We start from the raw sequence: 15,038 nt of genomic DNA on the forward strand, positions 1-15,038 counted from the left end.
CGCGGTGATAACACACGACACACCCCTGGGAGTGACAGGTGAGAAATCCTCCGCCACAAATCGAACTGCCACCGCCTCTCGCCGAGGAGTGGGAGTGGCAACTCGATGCTGCTTGCCGCTCGATGCCCGTGAATCTCTTCTTTCCGCGTTGGGGCTTGAAGGGGCACTCGCTGCGTAGAGTCGAGCGCGAAGCGAAACTTGTCTGCGATCAGTGCCCGGTGATCGAACAATGCCGTACGCATGCATTCCATGCTGCTGAGCCATATGGGGTTTGGGGAGGATTGTCAGCCACTGAGCGGTTGAACGCTCGCAAAGTCGACGACTCCGACGAGAAGCATCCGTCCACGCGCAGGATCGGACCACCCACGCGCCACTATCTCCGGCCCGATGAGGAGTACAGAAGCGGCGGTGGGGAGACCACCACCGATTACCTCGGCGACGCTGTCGAGGCGGATGCCTCACAGCCCAGATGTCGCTGTATAGGCGAGACCGACAGTCAAGACAAACGAGGCGAACCCGGGCAGTCGGGCAGATGTGCAATGCTCAGCTGTCGTAGCCAAGGTATGCCCACGTTGCCAGGCCCAAAATTTTTCCATCCTGGACCGACCGCTTTCTGTCCTCGGTGAACAGCCACTTCATCCGGTTGGGCTCGACCAGTTGAAGGGTGGCGATGACCTGGCGAGTCTTACTGTGGACGATAAACAAACGAATCACGGCAGAACAGGAAAGGATGACGTCGGGGATGCATCGAGCGGGGCGGGCCGGCCGAGATGAAATCCTAGTCCTTAACCGGCACCTCAACGCCATTTCCTTGCCCTTCTGTCTCTCGGTTTCGATTCTGTCAACGATGAGTGCGACGTCGAACCGGCTCCTGTAGGCAAGAATGGCGAGCATGGTGGCGAGAGATTGTCCGATCTGCCGAGCTTGATCGCCTCGCGTCGAGAAGAGGCATTACCGCCATCAAGTCGGGGTCAGCACCAACGTTCTCGATCCCAGCGCGGCACGCTATCGGAACCTTTCGTTTCCTGCGTCCGGGCACGCGGGGGCGTTGTCCGGATATGGACTTTGCCACAGTGGCGATGCCGGCGGTTGTGTTGTTGCTCCTGAATGGCTGTGCGCGGCCGCCCTGCAGAGTCGTTAGTAACGTGGAGCAGTCTGATATCCGTTTATGGCCGTCGGACACGATCGGGGTTTGCATGTCGTCGATACTCAATCCAGAAGATGTGGAGCATCAGCAATGTCAGAGCACACCGTGTTCAACCCATCCGAGCGTGAACAGGATGCGGTTGTCCGTGCTCTGCTCGATGATCCCAACGTCGATGTCGTCGACACGACACTGGATCAGCTGGCTTCGCTCCGCCGGTTGCTTCCCGCAATGGCCGGCCACTTCGAGGAATTGCCGCGGTGGGTGCATTACCCATGGCGGCGCACAATGGTGCGGGTCCTCGGTCCACGCGACTTCGATCGGTTACGGCTGGACCGCAACAGGAACAAGATCACTTCCGAGGAACAAGCTCGGTTCAGAGGACTGCGAGTGGGAGTTGTCGGGTTGAGTGTCGGCCACGCCGTCGCCCACACCCTCGCACTGGAGGGATTGTGCGGCGAGTTGCGACTGGCGGACTTCGACGAGCTCGATCTCTCGAATCTCAATCGTGTCCCGTCCTCGGTGTTCGACTTGGGTGTGAACAAGGCGGTCGCTGCGGCCCGACGGATCGCCGAACTCGACCCCTACCTGAATGTACAAATGTTCGCGGACGGTGTGACGGCAGAGACTCTCGATGGCTTTCTGGACGGGCTCGATCTCGTTGTGGAGGAATGTGACTCGATCGACACCAAACTGTTGGTCCGTCATCACGCCCGCGCCCGCGGAATCCCGGTGGTGATGGAGACCAGCGATGGAGGCGTCCTCGATGTCGAACGCTTCGATCTCGAACCCGACCGACCGGTGTTCCACGGACTGCTCGGCGAGACGAACACCGCGGATGTGGCCGACATGACCATCGAGCAGAAGAGCACGATTGCAGCGACGCTGCTCGAGCCGAACAAACTGACCCCGCGCATGATTGCATCGGTGCCGGAAATCGGGCGCACGCTCTCCACCTGGCCGCAGCTCGGCGGAGACGTCGCGCTCGGTGGTGCCGCTGTGACCGCTGCTGTGAGGGCATTCGGCCGCGGTGAACCGCTCCCGTCCGGTCGGCGGCGAATAGACCTGGATGCGTTGGTGCGCACCGGACTCGACCCGGCAGCCGACGCTGAGAACGTATGAGCGGGCGCACCAGCGGCCGGAGGCATCGCCAGATACTGTTCTTGGGGTTCGCCCGACACTGATCCGAGGAATCACCCGATGAACGTGATCGACAAGTCGTCTCGTCGGCGAGCGAACTCCTGGCGGTCACGGCTCGATACCCGCACGACCGCAGTCATTGCCAGCGCCACCGGTGCCGTACCGCTGTTGGCTATTGCCCTGCTGTCTCCGACCTTCTTGCGGCCGAACGCACTTCCCATTCTCATCGCGGTGCTGACGTTCACCGCCGTCACCGTGCTCTTTGCTGCCAAAGTGGGGCGGTTGAGTGAACGCCAATTCGCCGTCCTGGGCTTCGGCGGTATGACCGGAGTGGCTATCAGTGCCTACCTGATCGCAGATCCGGCCGGCACGCGTGCGGTCACCTCGATGCTGGCCATCGTTCCGGCCATCGCCGCATCGAGCTCACCGCCACGAGTCACCGCCTGCCTATCGGCTGCCTCGGTGCTCATGGCCACGGTGCTGTCGGTGGTCAGTGTGGGATCCTCCGGGTGGGCGGTGACTGCCGTTGCGATCGGTGCCGCAGCGACCACAGTGCTCGTGCCGGTCGCACTCATCGGCGGCCTACGCCGAACTCTGACGTTGGTCAACCAAAAACTGCAACGACTGGCCGACACGGACCCCTTGACCGGTCTGGTCAACCGCCGTGGACTGCTCTCGAACGCTCACACCCTCGTGCACGAGGCCTGCGAGGGACGGAAACTTCTGTCTGCGCTCGTCGTCGATGTGGACTATTTCAAGGCGGTCAACGACACCGTCGGTCACACAGCCGGCGACCGAACGCTCGCCGCAGTCGCCGATACCCTGGCCCGTGCTGTCCACGCAGTGGTGGGCGCATCCGATGCGGTCGTCGCTCGGACGGGTGGCGAGGAGTTCCTCGTCCTCGCCTCACACCGAGCAGATCACGAACTCGCGCGACAGATACTCGATCGAATTCGATCGGACTGCACAGTGACCGTAAGCATCGGAACGGTGACCGTGGACGTGCAGCCCGCGGTCCCCGGCGACGGCGCGTGGCCCGCCGAAAACCTCGCGTCGACCGAATCGGGCGGCCTCGATCAGGTGCTCGACACCGTCGTCCGCGCTGCCGATGCCGCGCTCTACCAAGCCAAGACAGATGGTCGAGACCGCGCCTGCCACGCAGGGACCCTCACGATCACATGGCAGGGCGCGCCACACAGGACAGCCACACAGAGGGCGGCTAGCCGTAGTGAGCCGCTAAGCCGCGAACAGGACGTGCCGATCGTCCCCGAACAGTGAACGCGTCTCGTCGACCATCGACTGCCACACCTCGGGCTTCGCAGTCTGCGCGAGCGTGTCCCGGTCCCACCACATCATGACTGTCCGATACTGATCGCTCGGATACGCCGCAGCGGGAATGTCGTGATCGATCCGCCCACCCGAGGTCTCCCACAAGCGCAGGACGTGATCGGCCGCGCTGGCGAACAGATACCGACTACCGGTCAATTCGATCGTCGGCAAAGCCGTCCGGGCAAGCACAGCCGAGACCGTGCGCCCTGCAGCACCCGCCTCGACCCACGCGCTCTTCATCTCCACGATTCCGCGGGACAACCGCGACTGCAGCAGATCGGAGACCACGTCCAGTCCGGGTGAGTCCTTCCACTCGGTCAAGACATGGGATTGCTCCATCAACGCGTACGGCCCTTGAGCTCGGACGCCGCCGAGCATCTCACCCGCCGCATCGAGCACCGCATAGAACAGGGCTGTCGTCGCACCCGAGGCCACTTCATCGATATCCAGCGCAGCGGTGACCCCGTGGCGCGAGTACGACTCCCACGCACCGGCGACATAGCGGGACCACAGTTCAGGAGAACCCGACGGCGTCGCGGCCATCAATGTCAGTGCTCCATCCGCGCAGGGCGTCGATAGATGGACGGAGTCCAGCCGTCGCCGCTGGGCACGGGCGCGGCTCGTCTTGTCCGCCGGTGCGCTGCGCACTGAGCCGGGGCGACCTGCGTATTCGATGGTGCGTGCCGAAGGCATGCTGGGGAGGAGGGGGGTAGTCATGGGCGAACTCCTGGCTGATGCTCGACGCCCGTCTGAGGCGAAATCGAGTGCATGGTTGATTCCTGAACAATCGACAAACCTATTGTGTCCAGAAAACAACCCTACGGCCAGGATAATCGTTTAAAACATACCTAGATCCTGCTTACTCGTCGTCGACTGTGACATAGCACTGCTGAAACTAAAATCGAACTCGATGGCGCTGTGGTACATCACATACCCGGGTCGCGATGTCCGCGGCGAGCTCTGTGGAGCTGTCCGCAATTTCAGCTCGAGGGGACTGGTCCGTGTGTCCAAAACGCCGACCGACGGACCCCGCGCACTGGCCGACGGCGTTTGGCCTGCGGCGGTGATCGCAGGCCGCTTGTCAAGCAAGGCGAAAGCTCAGTAGGAGGTGCCTGGACCAGAAAGGCTCCTGAACCGAAAACCGAAAAAGAACTCCGCGGCGCTGTGGCCGATTCTTGCACCTGAGTCGAACGAGCCGTGTCGGTAGCGGGTCCAGCTCATCTGAAGCTGCGTTCACGAAGTCTGCGTAGGTGCACATAGTTCGCCAGAAACGTTGTCTCTCAATGGTTTGAAACGCCGTAGTACATTGCCGATGGCATCTTTATGCGAGGTTGACGTAACCACGTTGCCGCTGCGCAATGCTTCTCACGTCATGGGCGTTGTGAGCGGTCGCAGCTTGTCTCGTCTGTGGGTTGCAGTTCGCGACTAGGGCACCTTCGTTGCCTTCCTGCATCCGCTTCTCACAGGCTTCCCCTCTGGTGCGCCGTGTCGAAGAAGGTCGACAGCTCTGCCGCGAGCACGTAGCTGTCGTCGCATCACCTGCCTACCTACCAAACTGTTTCAGCACAACGTTTTCGACAACGGAAATTGAGAGGTCGCTTGTCTCGAACAGATTGGACAGCCCCAGTTGTGACAGCCTCGTGACAACGAGCCACCCGCAGAGACGACCATTCGACACGAAACCCAGCCCTGAGCTGCAAGAATGCGAAGATGCTTCGCCGAATAAGGCGCATCCCGCGCGGATCTCAAATCCGCTGTCTTGGTTGACCACTCAGATCCGTGGGAAGCCACCGAAGTCCGCGCTACCACCCGAAAAGCACTGTCCTGGTCCAAAAATCTGGATCCATATGGACTCCGGTGCCCCCAGTCGGACTCGAACCGACACTGTGCGGATTTTAAGTCCGCTGCCTCTGCCAATTGGGCTATAGGGGCCACCGCTGGACTCTCGCTCCAGCGGTGACGATCATATCGGGCTGCTACTGCGCCGGGATGACCGGCGGCACGAAGTCGAAGGTCATACCGAGAAGCCACACCAGCAGCAGGACCACCGGGAAGTGAAAGATGAACTGCAGGAACGTGAATCCGATCAGATCGCGTGCTCGCAGACCCAAAACCGCCAGCAGGGGCAGCATGAAGAACGGGTTGATCAAATTCGGCAGCGCCTCGGCCACGTTGTAGATCTGGACCGTCCAGCCGAGGTTCATCTGCACGTCCGTCGCCGACTGCATCACGTACGGCGCTTCGACGAGCCACTTGCCACCGCCCGAGGGAACGAAGAGTCCGAGCACGACGGTGTAGATCGCGATGACCACCGCGAAGCCTCCACCGGACCCGATTTCGGTGAAGAAAGTCGCCAGATGCTCGGAGATCGTGATGCCTCCCCGGCCCTCCGCCTCGGTGAGCATGGCCGCCATCGCCGCGTACAGCGGAAACTGCACCAGAATCCCTGCCGTCGCGGGGACCGCTTTGCTCACTGCATCGAGGAATCGCCGCGGGGTTCCGTGCAGCACCAGCCCGAGCATCAGGAACACCAAGAGATACCCGTTGAGGCTACTGACCACCGACAGCACCGGCAGCGTCAACAGCTGGGAGACAAGCCATCCCAGGGTCATCGCTCCCGCGAACAAGGGCAGAATTCGACTGTATTCGAGCCACTCACCCGGCCTCGAACGCGGAGCGGGCTCAGCGACGGTGTCGTCGAGATCGACCTCCATGTCTGCGGCAGTCTTGATCGCGGCACCCTTGGGAGCGGACACGTGTGCGATGACGACCGTCAACACGATGATGATCACACACATCAGCAACGACTGCCACGTGAAAATGGTGGTTCCGAAGTCGAGTACGCCCGTCACCGAAAGCAGCGTCGCCGGAAGCGAACTGGCCGTCGCCTGCAGCTGCGCAGCCGAGGACGACATCCCCAGCGCCCACACCGCACCGAGTCCCATGAACGCAGCCGCGCCCAGCGCTCGGTAGTCCACGCGGAGATCGTCACGCCGCGCGACGGCACGGGCCAGCAGTCCTGCGAAAACCAGCGATAGCCCCCAGTTGAGGAACGACACCGAGCAGGACAGTAGAGCCACGAAACTGACTGCGCTACTGGAACTCTTGGGTACCTGCGCCAATCGGGTGATCAATCTGGCGACCGGCGGAGATGTGGCTACGACGTAGCCGGTGAGAACGACCATCGCCATCTGCAGGGTGAAGGCGGTCAGATCCCAGAAGCCGTTTCCGAACGCGTCGACGACGTTCTGCGGAGACGACCCGTTGGCGAAAGCAGCGACAGCCACGACCACCACGCCGACGAGAGCGAAGATGTAGGCGTCGGGAAACCACTTCTCGGTTCCCCTGGCGAGCATCTGCGCGACGCGCGCCAAACCTTTCTCGGCCGGCGCCTGATCGGCCGGAATCTGCTCGGCGGGTGACGTCATCGGTGGTCCTCACCTCGAAGGGAGCCGTGACGTGGGCCACAGCACCTGTAAGGTTTCACCGAATCATGCAGTGATGCAACCTACATCACCGCAGACCGCATCTGCAGAATTGCAGATCAGATCTTGATGGACATCGCGATGCCGTCGAGGATGTCGTGCTCACTGACCGTCAACGAGCTCACAGCACCGCGTCGCTCGAACTCCTCGGCCAACACACTGCACACAATTGCGCCGCCGCCGATGACGTCGACCCGTCCGGGGTGCATGGGGCCCAACGCACTTCGCTGCGTATGCGTCATGCCGATCAGTCGCTCGCACACCTCGAACAACTCCGAGAATGGCACACGGGACAAATGCACCGCATCTGCGTCGTACTCGGGCAATTCCTTGGCGATGGCGGCAATGGTCGTCATCGTGCCGGCCACCCCCACCCAGCTCGACGCGTCGCCGATCGACACTTCCTCGAACGCCTCCGCCAACTTCTCGCGGGCGTATTCACGCGCGCCGTTGATCTCGTCGGCGGTGGGCGGGTCGGAATGCAGGAAACGCTCGGTCAGACGGACGCAGCCTATGTTTGCCGAGAACGCGGCCTTCACTCCTTTGGCGTCGCCCAGTACGAGCTCGGTGGAACCGCCGCCCAGGTCGACAACCAGGAAAGGTCCTGCAGCAGAGTCGAGTTCACCGACAGCGCCGGCGAAGGACAACCGAGCCTCCTCGTCGCCGGTGATCACCTCGGCTTCGGCACCGGGGATGACTTTGCCGAGTACCTCGCGCACCATCGAGAAGAAATCCTCGCGATTGGACGCATCACGTGTGGCCGAGGTGGCGACCATGCGCACTGCGGTGGCCCCGGTCTTGCGAATGATCTCGGCGTATTCGACCAACGCCACCCGGGTGCGCTCGATGGCCTCGGGAACGAATGCTCCGGTGGCGTCGACTCCCTGGCCGAGTCGCACGATGCGCATCTCGCGAGCGACGTCGGCGAGGGATTTGCCGTTGTTGTCGGCGACGAGCAGGCGGATCGAGTTGGTGCCGCAATCTATTGCTGCAACCCTGGTCATGATTTCTCCGCACGTAGTTCTTCGATGGTCGGCCAGTCGGCCGGAATAGCTTTGCCGCGCAACGAGTTCTCGGCGGCCAACGCAACCGACTCGTCACCCAGCGGGTTGACGCCCGGGCCCTTGGCCAACGAGTGCGCGATCAGCACGTGGAGGCACTTGACCCGATCGGGCATGCCGCCACCGGTGAAATCGGTTCCGAGGGATTCGATCTCGTCACGCTCGGCCAGATAGGACTGATGGGCGCGCAGGTATGCCGCAGCCAATTCCGGGTCGGTACCGAGACGTTCGGTCATCTCGCGCATCACGCCGGCCGATTCCTGCCGACTCGCCTCGGCCGTCAGCCGCGGGTCCGTCAAGTAGAACAGGGTGGGAAAAGGCGTGCCGTCGGGCAGCTTCGGGGCGGTTTTGACCACACCCGGCCTGCCGTCCGGAGATCGGTACGCGATCTCGAGTACGCCACGCGGTTCACGTCCGAGCTGCGATGCGACCGCATCGAGATCTTCCTGCGAGACTGCCGAGGAATTCACCCGACCGGTCCTCCTTCTGGTTCTGGCACCGGCGGCACGGCCGGCGCGGGTTCTGGCTGTACGAGAGGCATCGGTGCGGACGTCGGCTCCGGGGGCTCGTCCGATCCCTGTGGCTGGACCGCGGTGTTCCACAATTCCGTGTACCACGGTCCCGTCGGAGTGTTGTCCACTGCGAGGTCCTCGGAGCTCGGCGAGTAGTCGCCGGGCAGCTGCACCTGATAGGGCGTCTCTCCCGGCATGACGAAACGCAGACGTTCGCGAGCGTCGGCCGCAATGCGGGACGGCTCGTCGAGTTGAGACTTCTGAACCTGCAGGCGGCTGACGTCGTCTTGCAGCGCCTGCCGTTCGGCCAGCACGGATTCGAGCTCACTGCGTTGCGAAAAGTAGGTACGCAGCGGTACTGCCAGCGTCAGTGCCAGCGCACACACCACGACACCGAGAATGACGGCTCGTCCGGTGGACAGTCCGAAGAACGTTCGCTCGGGCATCTTGGGCCGGCGAACTCCGACGCGTCGGGGCGCGGCCTTGCCACCGACCACCGCGTCGCGCACCTGCTCGGAGGGTTCCGGCGGGGTGGCCTGCCGGCCGGAGGCGTTCGCGTCACGCGAGACGCCCCCGGCCTTGGACCGACTCGAAGAGGAGGAACGGCCACGGGGTCGGGGATCACGTCCACCTGGACTGGTCCCGGACCTGCCGCGCCGTGCCATCATTCACTCTCCACTTCGTGTCATACGAGCCTGTTCGCTATCCCTCGTAATTGAACCGGGGGAAAGACAACTCGCCGGCGTAACGCGCCGCGTCGCCCAGAGCTTCTTCGATACGCAGCAACTGGTTGTACTTGGCCACGCGCTCGCTTCGAGCCGGAGCACCGGTCTTGATCTGGCCGCTGCCGACGGCAACTGCCAGGTCAGCGATGGTGGTGTCCTCGGTCTCGCCGGACCGGTGGCTCATCATCGTCTTGTAGCCGTTGCGGTGCGCGAGATCGACTGCGTCGAGGGTCTCGGTGAGCGTGCCGATCTGGTTGACCTTGACCAACAGTGCGTTGGCCGCACCCTTGACGATGCCGTCTTCGAGACGCTCGGGGTTGGTGACGAAGAGATCGTCGCCGACGATCTGCACCTTGTCGCCGATGGCCTCGGTGAGCGCAACCCAGCCGTCCCAGTCGTTCTCGTCGAGCGGATCCTCGATGGAAACGAGCGGGTAGGCGTCGACGAGCTCGCCGTAGAACGCCGACATCTCCTCGGCGGACTTGGTCTCACGCTCGAAGGCGTAGCCGGTGCCTGCGGTGTAGAACTCGGTGGCCGCCACGTCGAGAGCGAGCGCAACGTCCTGACCGGGCTTGAGGCCGGTCTTGCCGATGGCCTCGAGGATGAGATCGAGGGCAGCCTTGGTGCCGGCGAGGTCGGGAGCGAAGCCGCCCTCGTCGCCGAGGCCGGTGCCCAGGCCCTTGGCCTTGAGCACGGACTTGAGTGCGTGGTAGACCTCCGCACCCCAGCGCAGCGACTCCTTGAAGGTCGGTGCGCCGATGGGGGCGATCATGAATTCCTGCACGTCGACGCCACTGTCGGCGTGCGCGCCACCGTTGATGATGTTCATCATCGGAACGGGAAGGATGTGCGCGTTGGGGCCACCGAGGTAGCGGAAGAGTTCGAGTCCGGTGGACTCGGCAGCGGACTTCGCGACCGCGAGCGAAACACCGAGCAGGGCGTTCGCGCCGAGGCGAGACTTGTCGGGCGTGCCGTCCAGGTCCAACAGAGCCTGGTCGACGGTGCGCTGCTCGATGGCGTCCAGGCCGATAACGGCGGGAGCGATCTCGTCCAGCACTGCATTGACGGCCTTCTCGACACCCTTGCCGCCGTAGCGGTCTCCGCCGTCACGAAGCTCGACGGCCTCGTGCTCACCGGTGGATGCACCGGAGGGAACGGCGGCGCGACTCAGCGTCCCGTCGTCCAATGCGACCTCGACCTCGATCGTGGGGTTGCCACGAGAATCGAGGATTTCGCGCGCTCCGACCTGCTCAATGATGGCCACGAATGCTTCTCCTATAAACGGGTACCGACGGACTGTGCCGGGTGCAAGACTAACCGCTCCCCTGTGATGTCCGCGATGCATGGAGGTCCTACGGCCTGGTGCCCACCGAGTACGCGGCCGCACGATCGCGCACATCGCGCAGATACTGACCCGACAGGTTGTAGGCCATCAACGCCGTCTCCCAACCCTGCGCCGTCCGCAGATCACCGCCGCGCGCACACAGGTATCGAGCCGCGGTCAGCGCTGCGTCGTCGATGTTGTCGGGATCGGCGACGCCATCGCCGTTGGCGTCGACACCCCATTTCTTCCACGTCTCGGGAATGAACTGCATGGGGCCCATGGCCCGGTCGAACTCGGTGTCACCGTCCATGACGCCGCCGTCGGTGTCCGGAATTTCGGCGACGCCCGGTCCGCCGTCGAGAGGAATACCGCGGATCGGCGGTGCGACGAGGCCGTCGGGCGCGACCGACGAACCCTGGTAGGTGCCGTGCCGACTTTCGATGTAGCCGATTCCGGCGAGCGTCGTCCACGCGATTCCGCAATCGGCATCCGTCTCGGTCATGATCGCCGCCGCGTGCCCGTACGACGCCAACGCGGTCACCGAAATGCCCAACGCTTCGGTCTGCGGTTCGGCCCAGGCGAGCAACAGATCGGCCGTCCGCCCGGGCGCGTTGAAATCGATGGCCGGCACTTCGGTGCCGGGGCCGGGCGGGATGCCCTCGGGAATCTCGCGCTCGGGTTCACCGGTGCCGCACGCCGTCAACGCGAGAAGGACCGACGCTGTGGCGAGCACGCAGATACGGGAGATCACCACTCCATCCTGCACACGCAAGGTAATAGAAAGCTAAAGACCGAGATAACCCCTGGTCAACGCGTATTCGGGCCGCCTTGCAGGGTGTATGTTCTGGTCAGCCCTCACGCATGAGGGTCGCCTACCCTTTGCGAGGGAAGGCGTACCAATGTTCGACGCACCGCAGGAGCCTGATTCATGCCAGTTCTCGCCGCCGCAGGCTCAGCGCCGTCGATCGCCACCCAAATGTTCGGCAGTGGCTTGATCGGACTGCGCGAAGGGCTCGAGACCGGCATCGTCGTGATGATCCTCGTCGCCTTCCTCGTCAAAGCCGATCGACGCGACGCGCTCAAGTGGGTCTGGCTGGGAGTCGGCCTTGCCGTCGCCATGGTCGCCGCCATCTTCTTCGTGATCCATTACGGCACCTCCACCGTCACCGGGTTGACCGCCGAGATCATTGCCGGAGCGGCGTCACTCGTTGCTGTGGTGATCGTGACGGGGATGGTGCTGTGGATGCGCACCGCCGCGAAGAACATCTCCGGCGAACTGCGGGCGAACATGGAGAAAGCACTGACCGTCGGGCCCGCCGCCGTGCTGACGCTGGCGTTCTTCGCCGTCGGCCGCGAAGGCGTCGAAACTGCGTTGCTCATGGTCGGCTACGCCGAGAACACCAACGGCAGCCTGTGGCCACTGCTGGGACTGCTGCTCGGAATCGTCGTCGCCGCTGTCCTGACGGTATTCCTCTACTTCGGTGCCGTGCGCGTCAACTTCGCGGTGTTCTTCGAGTACACCGGCATCTTCCTGATCGTCGTCGCCGCCGGAATCCTCGCCTACGGCATCCGCGCACTGCAGATCGGTGGAGTCCTCCCCGGCGGCAGCACCGTCGCCTTCGACATCACCGCACACTTCGACGCCTCGAGCTGGTACGGAACCGTGCTCGCCGGCATCTTCAACTTCCGGCCCGAACCCACTGTGTTCCAAGCGATCGCGTGGGTGCTCTACATCGTGATCGTCCTCTACCTCTTCCTCCGCCCGGTCCGCGTTCCCGCGACACCCGAGCCTGCTCTTCAATCCTCCTGAAAGGCACCACCACCATGCGTCGTACCACCTACGCTCTGGCCGCCGTCGCGGTTCTGCCGATGGCTCTGGCCGGCTGCACCGAGAAGTCCTCCACCGAGGCCGCGTCGGGCGATATTGTTGTCACCGCGACCGACTCCTCGTGCGACGTCGGCGCTTCCGAGGGCACCACCGGAAACTCGACGTTCCAGATCACCAACAACGGCAGCAAGGTCACCGAGTTCTACGTCTACGGCGAAGGCGACCGCGTCATGGGTGAGGTGGAGAACATCGGACCCGGCCTGACGCGTCAGCTCATCGTCGCCCTGCCCGATCCCGGCACGTACCAAACCGCGTGCAAGGCAGGCATGGTGGGCGACGGCATCCGCGCCGATTACGTCGTCACCGGCGACTCGGTGCGCACCGCGGACGAGGACGGACTCCTCACCGAGGCCGCAGCCGGGTACAAGCGGTACGTCGTCAGCCAGATCGATGCCTTGCAGGACACTACTGCCTCGTTCGTCACCGCTGTCAAGAGCGGAGACGTCGACGCGGCCAAGGCCCAATTCCCCATCACGCGTAGCTATTACGAGCGTATCGAGCCCGTCGCCGAGAGCTTCCCCGACGACCTCGACCCCCGCATCGATCTGCGTGAACCCGACGTGGAGCCCGGGGCCGAATGGACCGGCTTCCACCGCATCGAGAAGGACCTGTGGACGCAGGGTCTGCAGCCCGACACCAACGCGATGGCCGATCAGTTGCAGGCAGACATCACCGAGCTGGCCGACAAGATCAAGGCCGAAGACTTCACCATCGACCCGATCCAGGTGGCAGGCGGCGCACAGGGATTGCTCGACGAGGTCGCCAAGACCAAGATCAGCGGCGAAGAGGACTTCTTCTCCCACACCGACCTGTGGGACTTCCAGGCCAACGTCGACGGCTCGCAGGCCGCCATCGCCGCCGTCCGCCCCATCCTCGACGAGCGCAACGCCGAGCTGGGCACCGCGATCGACGCACGCTTCGCCGAACTCGATGCCGAACTCGCCAAGTACCGCAACGGCGACGGCTTCGTCTTCTACGACACCGTGACCGAGCCGCAGCGCCAGGAACTGTCCAACAAGATCGACGCATTGTCCGCCGAAGTGAGCCAGGTGCAGGGTGTCGTTGCCGGACAATAAGACTGGAACCTTCTCCCGGCGGCGCCTCTTCGGTGCCGTCGGGACCGGTGCTGCACTCGTCGGAGTCGGCGCACTCGCGGGACACGCGACGGCGTCGGGTGCCGAGGTGCCGACATCGGACGTCGTCGAATTCCGCGGAGAGCACCAGGCCGGAATCGTCACCCCGGCACAGGATCGCATGCACTTCGTCGCCTTCGACATCACCACCGACTCCCGCGACGAATTCGTTGCGCTGCTGAAGAAGTGGACGCTGATGGCCGAGCGTCTTACTCGCGGCGAGGAGACGTTCGACGGCGGCGCGGTCGACGGCGGGCAGTACAACCCACCCACCGATACGGGCGAAGCTCTCGGTCTGACGGCGTCGTCGCTCACGTTGACCATCGGTTTCGGTCCGAGCATGTTCGATCGCTTCGACCTAGCGTCGAAAAGGCCAGCGTCCCTTGCCGATCTGCAGCACTTCCCTGCCGACAACCTCGATCCCGCACGCTCCGGCGGAGACCTGTGCATCCAGGCCTGCGCCGACGACCCCCAGGTGGCCGTCCACGCCATCCGCAACCTCGCTCGCGTCGGCTTCGGCACCGTGTCGGTCAAGTGGTCGCAACTCGGGTTCGGTCGCACGTCGTCCACCTCGACCACCCAGGCGACGCCGCGAAACCTGTTCGGCTTCAAGGACGGAACGGCCAACCTCAAGGCCGAGGACCCGACACTGCTGAACGACAACGTGTGGGTTGCTGCCGACGACGATCAGGAATGGATGGCCGGCGGCTCCTACCTCGTGGCGCGTCGGATCCGCATGCTCATCGAATCCTGGGATCGCACCACCCTGAAAGAACAAGAGCGAGTGATCGGACGCAGCAAGGGAACCGGTGCGCCGCTGGGACAGAAGGACGAATTCGACGCCCTCGACTTCGAATCCCAAGGTCCTGAGGGCACCTTCATCGACAAGACCGCGCACGTGCGCTTGGCGTCGAAGGAAAACCTCGGTGGCGTCCAACTCCTGCGTCGGGGATACAACTTCACCGACGGATCCGACGGCTTCGGCCATCTCGACGCCGGCCTGTTCTTCATCGCCTACTGCCGCGACCCACTGACCCAATTCGTCCCGATGCAACTGGCACTCTCGCGCAAGGACGCATTGAACGAATACATCCAACACGTCGGATCTGCGGTATTCGCCTGCCCACCCGGTGTCGAAGAATCCGAGTATTGGGGTTCGACACTGTTCGAGTAGGCGGGCCCCGCCACCCCCGTCCGCGTCAATGGACCCTTGCATACGTCTGACCTCTGCGAGGGTTCATTCACGCGAAAACCCGGTCCACGTGGATGGCACACTGCATACGTCTGGGCGCTGCAG

General features: G+C 63.5%; 14 protein-coding genes and 1 tRNA gene. 6 read left to right on the forward strand and 9 right to left on the reverse strand.

The genetic code is table 11. The annotated features are described in order from the left end of the window. The first annotated feature begins 38 nt into the window (after positions 1–38). Complete coding sequence (locus CH291_RS27320; protein WP_306437671.1) at positions 39–626, forward strand: WhiB family transcriptional regulator; 588 nt, start codon at positions 39–41, stop codon at positions 624–626. On the opposite strand, the gene CH291_RS26655 is transcribed toward CH291_RS27320, so the two are convergent. Beyond that, complete coding sequence (locus tag CH291_RS26655) at positions 544–894, reverse strand: hypothetical protein (RefSeq protein ID WP_179276420.1); 351 nt, start codon at positions 892–894, stop codon at positions 544–546. The genes CH291_RS27320 and CH291_RS26655 overlap by 83 nt on opposite strands. Positions 895–1,237: 343 nt before the next feature. Here CH291_RS26655 and CH291_RS02590 point away from each other — a divergent pair, with 343 nt between their 5' ends. Together CH291_RS02590 and CH291_RS02595 are read left to right on the forward strand one after the other, a co-directional pair. Further along, positions 1,238–2,266 (forward strand): Rv1355c family protein, encoded by a 1,029-nt coding sequence (locus CH291_RS02590; RefSeq protein WP_094686645.1) that lies wholly within the window; start codon positions 1,238–1,240, stop codon positions 2,264–2,266. 78 nt (positions 2,267–2,344) lie between these two features. Continuing rightward, positions 2,345–3,562, forward strand: a complete 1,218-nt coding sequence (locus tag CH291_RS02595; protein WP_094686646.1) for a GGDEF domain-containing protein — start codon at positions 2,345–2,347, stop codon at positions 3,560–3,562. Here the strand turns inward: CH291_RS02595 and CH291_RS02600 are convergent. From CH291_RS02600 to CH291_RS02640, 8 genes are all read right to left on the reverse strand, one after another. Beyond that, positions 3,521–4,330, reverse strand: a complete 810-nt coding sequence (locus CH291_RS02600) for a hypothetical protein (RefSeq protein ID WP_256980707.1) — start codon at positions 4,328–4,330, stop codon at positions 3,521–3,523. The two genes, CH291_RS02595 and CH291_RS02600, sit on opposite strands and share 42 nt — an antisense overlap. A 1,141-nt stretch (positions 4,331–5,471) precedes the next feature. Further along, positions 5,472–5,545 (reverse strand) — tRNA-Leu (locus CH291_RS02610). Positions 5,546–5,589: 44 nt separating this feature from the next. Then, positions 5,590–7,041: a short-chain fatty acid transporter gene (locus tag CH291_RS02615; protein WP_094686648.1), complete on the reverse strand. Its 1,452-nt coding sequence runs from the start codon at positions 7,039–7,041 to the stop codon at positions 5,590–5,592. A 116-nt stretch (positions 7,042–7,157) separates the two neighbouring features. Further along, the gene (locus tag CH291_RS02620; RefSeq protein WP_094686649.1) at positions 7,158–8,102 is read right to left on the reverse strand and encodes a Ppx/GppA phosphatase family protein; all 945 of its coding nucleotides are present in this window, start codon (positions 8,100–8,102) and stop codon (positions 7,158–7,160) included. Continuing rightward, a complete protein-coding gene (locus tag CH291_RS02625) occupies positions 8,099–8,629 on the reverse strand; it encodes a DUF501 domain-containing protein (protein WP_032404265.1) in 531 nt (176 codons plus the stop codon). Before CH291_RS02625 ends, CH291_RS02620 begins: the two co-directional genes overlap by 4 nt. Beyond that, positions 8,626–9,339 carry an FtsB family cell division protein gene (locus tag CH291_RS02630; protein WP_231911399.1) on the reverse strand — a complete coding sequence of 238 codons (714 nt, stop codon included), beginning with the start codon at positions 9,337–9,339 and terminating at the stop codon, positions 8,626–8,628. The genes CH291_RS02625 and CH291_RS02630 overlap by 4 nt, the downstream gene beginning before the upstream one ends. Positions 9,340–9,373: 34 nt before the next feature. After that, positions 9,374–10,660, reverse strand: coding sequence for a phosphopyruvate hydratase (gene eno, locus CH291_RS02635; RefSeq protein ID WP_094639587.1), 1,287 nt, complete (start codon positions 10,658–10,660; stop codon positions 9,374–9,376). Between the two features lie 88 nt (positions 10,661–10,748). Beyond that, complete coding sequence (locus CH291_RS02640) at positions 10,749–11,471, reverse strand: lytic transglycosylase domain-containing protein (RefSeq protein WP_094639811.1); 723 nt, start codon at positions 11,469–11,471, stop codon at positions 10,749–10,751. Positions 11,472–11,648: 177 nt separating this feature from the next. On the opposite strand from CH291_RS02640, the gene efeU reads away from it, so the two are divergent. Genes efeU through efeB form a run of 3 tightly spaced genes read left to right on the forward strand, consistent with a single transcriptional unit; the run spans position 11,649 to position 14,915 of the window. Further along, positions 11,649–12,530 (forward strand): iron uptake transporter permease EfeU, encoded by an 882-nt coding sequence (gene efeU, locus CH291_RS02645; protein WP_094686650.1) that lies wholly within the window; start codon positions 11,649–11,651, stop codon positions 12,528–12,530. Positions 12,531–12,544: 14 nt separating this feature from the next. After that, a complete protein-coding gene (efeO, locus tag CH291_RS02650; RefSeq protein WP_094686651.1) occupies positions 12,545–13,684 on the forward strand; it encodes an iron uptake system protein EfeO in 1,140 nt (379 codons plus the stop codon). After that, positions 13,665–14,915 carry an iron uptake transporter deferrochelatase/peroxidase subunit gene (gene efeB / locus CH291_RS02655; protein WP_094686652.1) on the forward strand — a complete coding sequence of 417 codons (1,251 nt, stop codon included), beginning with the start codon at positions 13,665–13,667 and terminating at the stop codon, positions 14,913–14,915. Before efeO ends, efeB begins: the two co-directional genes overlap by 20 nt. The last annotated feature ends 123 nt before the right edge of the window (positions 14,916–15,038 follow it).

The sequence above is a fragment of the Rhodococcus sp. 14-1411-2a genome (genome assembly GCF_002259485.1).
In the GTDB taxonomy this organism is placed as follows: Bacteria; Actinomycetota; Actinomycetes; order Mycobacteriales; family Mycobacteriaceae; genus Rhodococcoides.

Bases quoted from the DNA above. Each gene is read 5' to 3' on its own strand.
- CH291_RS26655 (WP_179276420.1), bottom strand. From the start codon at position 894: ATGCTCGCCATTCTTGCCTACAGGAGCCGGTTCGACGTCGCACTCATC.
- CH291_RS02590 (WP_094686645.1), top strand. From the start codon at position 1,238: ATGTCAGAGCACACCGTGTTCAACCCATCCGAGCGTGAACAGGATGCG.
- CH291_RS02595 (WP_094686646.1), top strand. From the start codon at position 2,345: ATGAACGTGATCGACAAGTCGTCTCGTCGGCGAGCGAACTCCTGGCGG.
- CH291_RS02600 (WP_256980707.1), bottom strand. From the start codon at position 4,330: ATGACTACCCCCCTCCTCCCCAGCATGCCTTCGGCACGCACCATCGAA.
- CH291_RS02615 (WP_094686648.1), bottom strand. From the start codon at position 7,041: ATGACGTCACCCGCCGAGCAGATTCCGGCCGATCAGGCGCCGGCCGAG.
- CH291_RS02620 (WP_094686649.1), bottom strand. From the start codon at position 8,102: ATGACCAGGGTTGCAGCAATAGATTGCGGCACCAACTCGATCCGCCTG.
- CH291_RS02630 (WP_231911399.1), bottom strand. From the start codon at position 9,339: ATGATGGCACGGCGCGGCAGGTCCGGGACCAGTCCAGGTGGACGTGAT.
- efeU (WP_094686650.1), top strand. From the start codon at position 11,649: ATGCCAGTTCTCGCCGCCGCAGGCTCAGCGCCGTCGATCGCCACCCAA.
- efeO (WP_094686651.1), top strand. From the start codon at position 12,545: ATGCGTCGTACCACCTACGCTCTGGCCGCCGTCGCGGTTCTGCCGATG.